We start from the raw sequence: 6,521 nt of genomic DNA, 5'->3' as shown, positions 1-6,521 counted from the left end.
GAGGATAAAAAGACACATGGATGTATCTTTGCGGCACATCTGCCGGCTTCTCGCCCGGCTCGGCTGGACAGGCCCGCTCAAACCGATCTCAGTAGCAGACTCACGAGCGCATCGTTGCGCGTGCGCGCATGGCCGAGCGGTGCCCACTGCTCCGTTTACTAGCAGCGACCGGACGCCAGGCTACACCCAGGGCCCCACCGATGATACCCAGCAGCATGCCGATCCCAAAGCCGCCAAAGGAAGAAGCGATCAAGGAGATCAAGGCAAGGACTACCCCGATGGCCCCGGTAATGAGCGAATAGGCGGGGACCAGGAGCTGGATTACGCCCATGATGATCAGCAGGGCACCGACAAGGAGGCCTGCCCAGAGCGTGCTGCCCGGCAGCATGGCTAGCCGGATGAGCATAGCAGGACTCCAGAGGACGAGCAGACCGGAGAGAATTAAGAGGATAGATCCGGCAAAAGGACGTGAGCGGCGCCAGCGACGAAAGCGGCCCCAGCGTTGCCATTGCTGAATCAGCCGGGCGTCCTTGTCTGCTGTACGCAAGCGCCGCTGAGCGCGCCAGGCACTAAAGCCCTGGCGCAGTCCTGCCAGCGTGCGCGTCAGCGCATGGGAGCGGCTGGAGCGACTAGAGAGGTCGACAACAACCACTTGTTGACTGTGGCTCCTGCTGCTTTGCGCGCTACCTTCCGCCTGTGGTTCTTGAGACATCGCCATTGTAGACACTCCTTTTCCACGCCTCAGCGGTGAAGCGATCTGCCGGTAACCAGCCCCGGCCAACTAGGGAAGCAACCGATGCTTGGCTTGACAAAGCGAGCGGGCAGGCAATGTTTCAGTGATAGACCCTCGAGACAAGGGAGAGAGCAGCCCGGTCCTCCTATTTATTGATTGGGGAGCGACGACAGCGCGGCTCTCGTGGGCTTCGCGCTTGAGGGCGCTGCTGACCTAAACAGCGAGCAAGCGCGGCAGCTCCAAGGCCAGGCGCCAGTCGCCGCTAATGCGCAGACGGCGCGAGAGCACAGCCTGACGCTGGCTCAAGCGGCGGTTGGAGAGGCTAGCCCAATCGTTAGCCGAGCAGCGCAAAGTCAACCGTGGTTTCTCCAGCCGACCCACGCCCGTGACTGGCGGCTCACCAGGCTCCAGCTTCAGATAGCGAGGCTGCATATCGTCGAAGAGCCACTGGATGGAGGCACGGATCGGCTTCGAGCGCTGCTGCGACCAGGCGGCCACGAGACGCATGGAGGTAAAGATTGTCTCCATTGTCTCTTCAGTCACATGAGGAGCATCGCCGGTGCCCAGGACACCGCCCTCGATAAACTTGATAATGCGCTCAGCCTGGACCTCGAAGGGATCATCAAGGCCCAGCTTGGCCAACTCGCTCACTTCATGTGGATCGATCCCTGCGCGGCGCAGCTTCGTATGCAGCGAACGCAGGCCGAAGGCGAACATCTCCTGTGGAGTAAAGCCCAGGCAGGTAATATATGACCAATCATTATTGGGGGGAGCCAGGACACCTGCTGTCCAGGCCAGAATACGGTTGAGCATCTCAATGGCGGCCTCTTTGCAGCGGCGGTCCTTGCTCACCAACTCGCGCAGCAATTGGATGCCAAAGGCAATATGGCGAGACTCATCGCGAGAAACGAAGAAAATACCACGCCCGAGTGCTGGCAAAAGACCGGTACGTGTAGTATACTCGCGCAGGAAATGCTGCCCGGTATGGGCCAGCATGCCTTCGATCACAATGTGGTAGAGGACCACACCCTGAGCCAGAAGAGGCAAGCTATGCGGATTGCGACGCAGCCGCTCTGCTGCGCGATCCAGCTCTGTAAAGACCTGGACAAAGCCCCAGCTCAGATGAGGACGAACCGCAGTCAGCGTCGTGCTGATATCCTGGCCAAGATGACAAACTTCGCGGATGAAGCGGTCGAAAAAGACATGGTGGCGGGCCTCATCGGCGATTTGCGTCGCGAGGAAAATCTTATCCTCTGGCCTAGGCGCCGGCTCCACAAAAGGCGCCAGCGTCAGGGTGACAGACTCCTCACCATCGAGGAACATCGAGCAATTCCAGAGGATGGCAGCTCGCTCTCGCTCACTGTGCTTTTCTCTCCAATCCAGCGCATCCTGACTAAAGTCCAGCGCCTTTGCTGACCAGTTCCCTTCCTCCCACAGGCGATAGAGTCGATCTTTCTCAACCGGTGGCGTCTGCTCAGAATCAACGTCGATGAAGCCTTCCTGTTGAACCGGTTCGGTGGTCATGGGTTGTTCCCCCCTTGTTCCTGGGTACCTGCCTGTGAGGGAGGCGCCGCCCCAACAAAGCCGCGTTGGGGTCGGCTGGCCCTCGCCAGATCCTGAACCGTCGACTAAATTGACTGACAGTCAGTCAACCTTGTTGTATATGACTATAGCCGGCAATCAGGTGATTGTCAAGGGGAAAACGATCGCCTGGTAAATTATGGTAATTTCTGCGACCGGATAGGATACCGGGAGCGAGAGCAAGCTACCGCTGTGAACCGGCGTTAGGCGATGCCGAGTGCGTGGCGGATGAAGCTAGAGCATTCGGCGATGAAGACCTCGGGGGAGACGGGCGAGTTATAGATGTAGCACTCTTCGGCGGCATAGTAGACAGTACCGACGATGAGAATCGCCGTCACCTCGGGGTTGATCGTCGGACTGAGGGTACCGCGTTGCTGCTCCTGACGAATGATCTCGGCGATCAGGCCGTAGTAGGGAGCGAAGATATGCTGGCGTTCTGCAGGATGCTCGGTCCAGCAGGTATTGAAATGCACAATTGCCAGAATATCACGATACTCTGACATGATCTGGAACGTCTCGGCCACGCTACGCTCGATCATCTCTTGCAAATTGTGCGCCTCATCGTAGGCGCGTCGGAGGGCGCTCTCAATGCGCTCTTGCATCTCACGGGCGAGCGTCGTCAGGACCGAGGCCTTAGATGGGAAGTACCAGTAGAAGGTTCCCTGGGCCACGCCAGCGCGCGCCACGATCTCGGAGATGGTCGTTGCTTCGAATCCTTTCTCGGCGAAGACCTCGCGCGAGATCCTGAGCAATTCGGCTTTGCGTGCTTCGCGATTGCCTCGATTTGCTGCCATTCCCTTCACCTTTGTGCTATCAGTAAAGCAGATCCCTTGCTAGTCTTTTCTAATAGCATAGCATACAAACACGGCCATACGCCAGGTCAAGCCTGCGGCTGCAGCTCAGAGAAAAGGACTATAGCCAGGCCGGCGCTCTTACGGCAAGCGTCTGAGCGTATGCCTGCTTCCGCTTGGCACTGGGTAATAGTCCTTGTTTTGTTGAGGGTGAAGGGCAGGAGGCAACAGACCCACCTCTGAGCCTACCGTGGACCTGGAACTCACTGACTGGCGGTCTGGTGCAGCTCCTGTACAGACGTGAGGTGGGTCGGCCTCCGGCTTGCTATACCCTCCTTGTTTGCAGTCCTCCGCGCACAAGCGGATCAAACCAGGGAGGGTGCAGAGCCACGAGAAGCCAGCACCCTCCTAAGGGGCGCAGCGCTGACCTCTGGTAGCGGGAAAGAGCTGGCTGGTGGCGCTGTGCGCTGTCTGTCTGCCTCTAGCTCTAGCCAACGCTGCTCTCTCGATTGCCCTCTCTCTCCTACCTCCCTGGTGTGTTCCCTGGCCAGGCTACTCCTGGCTCAGGAGGCTCGTCTTTGCTCTAGACACTCACTGCCGTGGGACCATGAATCAGGGCATCCAGCGTACTCTTCTTGACCCGGTAGCCCTGACGCTTGCCCCGGTGAGGAAGCAGGATAGCCTCTAGAGCGCCCGACTTGATCCAGCGCCGCACGGTGGTATCGTCGACGCGCAGCCTCTGGGCGACCTCGCTTACGGTGAGTAACTCGGGAGGAGACTCCAGGGCATGCCCTGCCTCCTCATGACGTGTACGTGTTCTGGCCATATGTTTCTCCTTCCTCCTGAATTCCAAAAAGCACCTGCGGTATTCCCTGAACGGAACAGCCTCCGTCTTACCACTAGCATACGTCAGTCCACAAAGAGGACGTCTGCAGGCAGACTCATCTCTGCGTGTCAGTCTGCCGGAGGAGCCGTTTCGAGGCTACCCTGCCTGGCTATGCATGGCCTTGTCCAGCCTTGCCTGCCCGGCGAGACAGGGCTATGCTAGACGGTGCAGGGCCTGCTGTTGCCAGCGTCCCTATGCTCCTCCCTTATATAATGTTGATGCTCACTTGAAATAATGCGGGTAATAGCTTCTAGCTGAGGGCAAGCGATCGCGTGGAGACTGTTTATCTACGAGGAGGTGAAGGCTATGCCTGCCCAGTTTTCTTCAGGGGCTGGCTTTGACGCGGATGAGGCGGAAGAGCGACAGACTCGCTGGGCAATTCCCTGCCGTCAGCAGGGGATCCCAGCCTTCACAGAGGAGGATGTCCGCACCTATGTGGCTGAGCATCCCCCTCTCTACACGATGTTTGGCGCCGTCCCAGCTGTTGGCACTGTGCGTTTTCTGTCGAGTGCAGAGGCGGCCTCGCTACTGCGCCAGTGGCGCGCTGGGCCGGCGCTGGCGGCTCTTCCGCCGGAGAAAGAGCTGGTCTGTCTTGTTGAACTAGTAGGACCGTTTCAAATCCGTGACCCGCTCCGTCCCCTGGGGCGGGTGGCCCCGATTGCCTCGCGCCTCTACTTGGTTATAAACGCAGGCAATGGGTCATTGCTTACCTGGGTGCCCGTTGATCAATAGATCCAGACTGACGGCTGCTCAGGGCATCGCGCTCGTGGAAACGAGCCAAACGAAAAGGGGCGAGTGAGACGATGGGTTCTTCGCCGCAGACCATACTGCTCAGTAGCTCGCCGAGCAAAGGACCAAACTTAAAGCCGTGGCCCGAAAGGCCAGTTGCAAAGGCAACGCGTGACTCGTCAGGCAGGAAGTCGATAATGAAGTCGCCGTCGGGGCTCATGTCGTAGATGCATTTGCCAACATGTGCGAGATAGGCCCGCCGCAAGGCCGGAATCAGCTCTTCCAGGTCATGGATGGCCTGTCGCACGAGCTGCTGACCACTGGCTGGATGCTCTGCCTCATCGGGATCAATCGCCGGTCCGGTGGCGTGAGATGCCACTTTGAGCCAGGGGAGCCCCTCGCCGTCGGCGCTATAGGTACTGTGGATAGGCAGCCCATACAAATCATTGGCCATAAAGGCAGGGAAATGATGCACGCCAAAGCTAGAAAGTGGCAGACCTCCAAAATAGAGCAAATACTGACGCGTGGTCTGGACAGGGAGATGAAGATCACCAAGCAGGCGATGGACCCAGGGGCCGGTCGCCAGCACGACGCGATCAGCATTGATAACGGCCCCATCGGCCAACCAGAGGCGCAGAGGTCGCTGCCGGCTGCTGGCGTCAAGGGCGCGTACGCGCGTCCTTTCGCAGATGGTGCCTCCCAGCTCGCCGACCAGCGCCTTCAGGGCGCGTAGAGCGGTCGAGGCATGCAAAATACCCGCTTCCAGATTATAGGTCAGAAGGTCGAAAGAGTGAGTCTCAAACTGTGGAAAACGCCGGCGACATTGCTGCTCGGCGAGCCGCTCTGTCGGAAGGCCGAGCGCTCTTAATGTGCGGTAGCTCTCTAGAGTGAAGCCGTCGTCTTCTCGTCCAAGCAAGAGTAAACCTGTACGCAGATAGAGTGTTCGCTTTGTGAGCTGCTCCAATGCTGCCCAGCGACTTAAGCTTAGGATGACCATTTGCGAGTAGAGAGCATTAGCTCCGTATTCAAAGCGTAATAGTCGCGAGGCCCCGTGAGAGGTAGAGCGCGGATGGTCAACAACTTCCTGCTCTAGTACGGTGACATGCTCTATGCCACGGGCCAGCAAGGCATAGGCCGTCGCTAGTCCCACGATCCCCGCTCCCACGATAACAAAATGGTCTTGTTTCACGATCGTCTGGCGCCTCCTAGAAATTCTGCTATATGGAATCTTAGTATAGCAGAATATACATTTTTAGTCAATCGATCGCTATGGTTCTGTCCTTGTTGAAAAGATAAAATGATACACTATAAAGTGTATCGTTGCTTGTATTTACAGTGTAATTCCTTTGTAAGACTAGCAAGAGACATATGTAGCTCTGACTGCTAGCCACAAAGTTACAGCGCTGCCCTGCAAGTCATCTCCTTCTGTTGCCTCTTGAGAAAAACAACGCCAGCGTGATACTATCTTGAAGGCAAGCTTCAGCCTGCTGGCAGGGCTAGCGTGTGAAGCAAGCGCGGCTCTGCCGGCGGGATGGTGCGTGCGATGCAACCTGATGCGCGCAAGCCAGGCAAAGAAGAGAGATGGAGCAACGAGACGTAAGAGCCACAGCGGTGGGTCCGCTCGGGCGCAGTCTTTCGATTGCGCCGACGGCGTTGCTGCGGGGGGAACCGTCGTTTCCCTCTTCCAAGTACTATACCTTGCGTTACCTGTTAGCGGCAACCCTGGCGCAGGGAGAGAGTCGGGGGTTTTTTCCTGCGGTTTGTGAGGGAAGCGCAGCGCGTTTTGGGGGCGGTCGAGCCG

6 protein-coding genes and 1 pseudogene are annotated in these 6,521 nt (G+C 58.0%); 2 read left to right on the top strand and 5 right to left on the bottom strand.

Annotated features, from left to right (window positions below):
* Positions 1-100 precede the first annotated feature (100 nt).
* The 4 genes from IRZ24_RS15300 to IRZ24_RS15285 all read right to left on the bottom strand — a co-directional run bounded on the left by IRZ24_RS15300 (position 101) and on the right by IRZ24_RS15285 (position 3,931).
* Positions 101-718, bottom strand: a complete 618-nt coding sequence (locus IRZ24_RS15300) for a DUF6114 domain-containing protein (RefSeq protein ID WP_297165764.1) — start codon at positions 716-718, stop codon at positions 101-103.
* 228 nt (positions 719-946) lie between these two features.
* Positions 947-2,257: a ribonucleotide-diphosphate reductase subunit beta gene (locus IRZ24_RS15295; RefSeq protein WP_297165762.1), complete on the bottom strand. Its 1,311-nt coding sequence runs from the start codon at positions 2,255-2,257 to the stop codon at positions 947-949.
* A 260-nt stretch (positions 2,258-2,517) separates the two neighbouring features.
* Positions 2,518-3,108, bottom strand: coding sequence for a TetR family transcriptional regulator (locus tag IRZ24_RS15290; protein ID WP_297165759.1), 591 nt, complete (start codon positions 3,106-3,108; stop codon positions 2,518-2,520).
* 580 nt (positions 3,109-3,688) lie between these two features.
* On the bottom strand, positions 3,689-3,931 hold the full coding sequence (locus IRZ24_RS15285) for a helix-turn-helix domain-containing protein (RefSeq protein ID WP_297165757.1): 243 nt from the start codon (positions 3,929-3,931) through the stop codon (positions 3,689-3,691).
* Positions 3,932-4,297: 366 nt separating this feature from the next.
* On the opposite strand from IRZ24_RS15285, the gene IRZ24_RS15280 reads away from it, so the two are divergent.
* Positions 4,298-4,723, top strand: coding sequence for a hypothetical protein (locus tag IRZ24_RS15280; RefSeq protein WP_297165755.1), 426 nt, complete (start codon positions 4,298-4,300; stop codon positions 4,721-4,723).
* On the opposite strand, the gene IRZ24_RS15275 is transcribed toward IRZ24_RS15280, so the two are convergent.
* Entirely contained in the window at positions 4,698-5,909 is a 1,212-nt protein-coding gene (locus IRZ24_RS15275; protein ID WP_297165753.1) for an FAD-dependent oxidoreductase, read from the bottom strand. The genes IRZ24_RS15280 and IRZ24_RS15275 overlap by 26 nt on opposite strands.
* A 392-nt stretch (positions 5,910-6,301) precedes the next feature.
* Between IRZ24_RS15275 and IRZ24_RS15270 the strand changes: the two are divergent.
* Positions 6,302-6,521: pseudogene (locus IRZ24_RS15270) on the top strand (hypothetical protein); the annotation flags it as partial.

The organism is Thermogemmatispora sp., from assembly GCF_019683755.1.
In the GTDB taxonomy this organism is placed as follows: domain Bacteria; phylum Chloroflexota; class Ktedonobacteria; order Ktedonobacterales; family Ktedonobacteraceae; genus Thermogemmatispora.
The sequence above is the reverse complement of the archived record's forward strand: the minus strand, read 5'-3'. Positions and strand labels throughout refer to the sequence as shown.

What these genes read in the sequence shown, in the direction of transcription:
- IRZ24_RS15300 (WP_297165764.1), bottom strand. Translation starts at nt 718, where the DNA reads ATGGCGATGTCTCAAGAACCACAGGCGGAAGGTAGCGCGCAAAGCAGC.
- IRZ24_RS15295 (WP_297165762.1), bottom strand. Translation starts at nt 2,257, where the DNA reads ATGACCACCGAACCGGTTCAACAGGAAGGCTTCATCGACGTTGATTCT.
- IRZ24_RS15290 (WP_297165759.1), bottom strand. Translation starts at nt 3,108, where the DNA reads ATGGCAGCAAATCGAGGCAATCGCGAAGCACGCAAAGCCGAATTGCTC.
- IRZ24_RS15285 (WP_297165757.1), bottom strand. Translation starts at nt 3,931, where the DNA reads ATGGCCAGAACACGTACACGTCATGAGGAGGCAGGGCATGCCCTGGAG.
- IRZ24_RS15280 (WP_297165755.1), top strand. Translation starts at nt 4,298, where the DNA reads ATGCCTGCCCAGTTTTCTTCAGGGGCTGGCTTTGACGCGGATGAGGCG.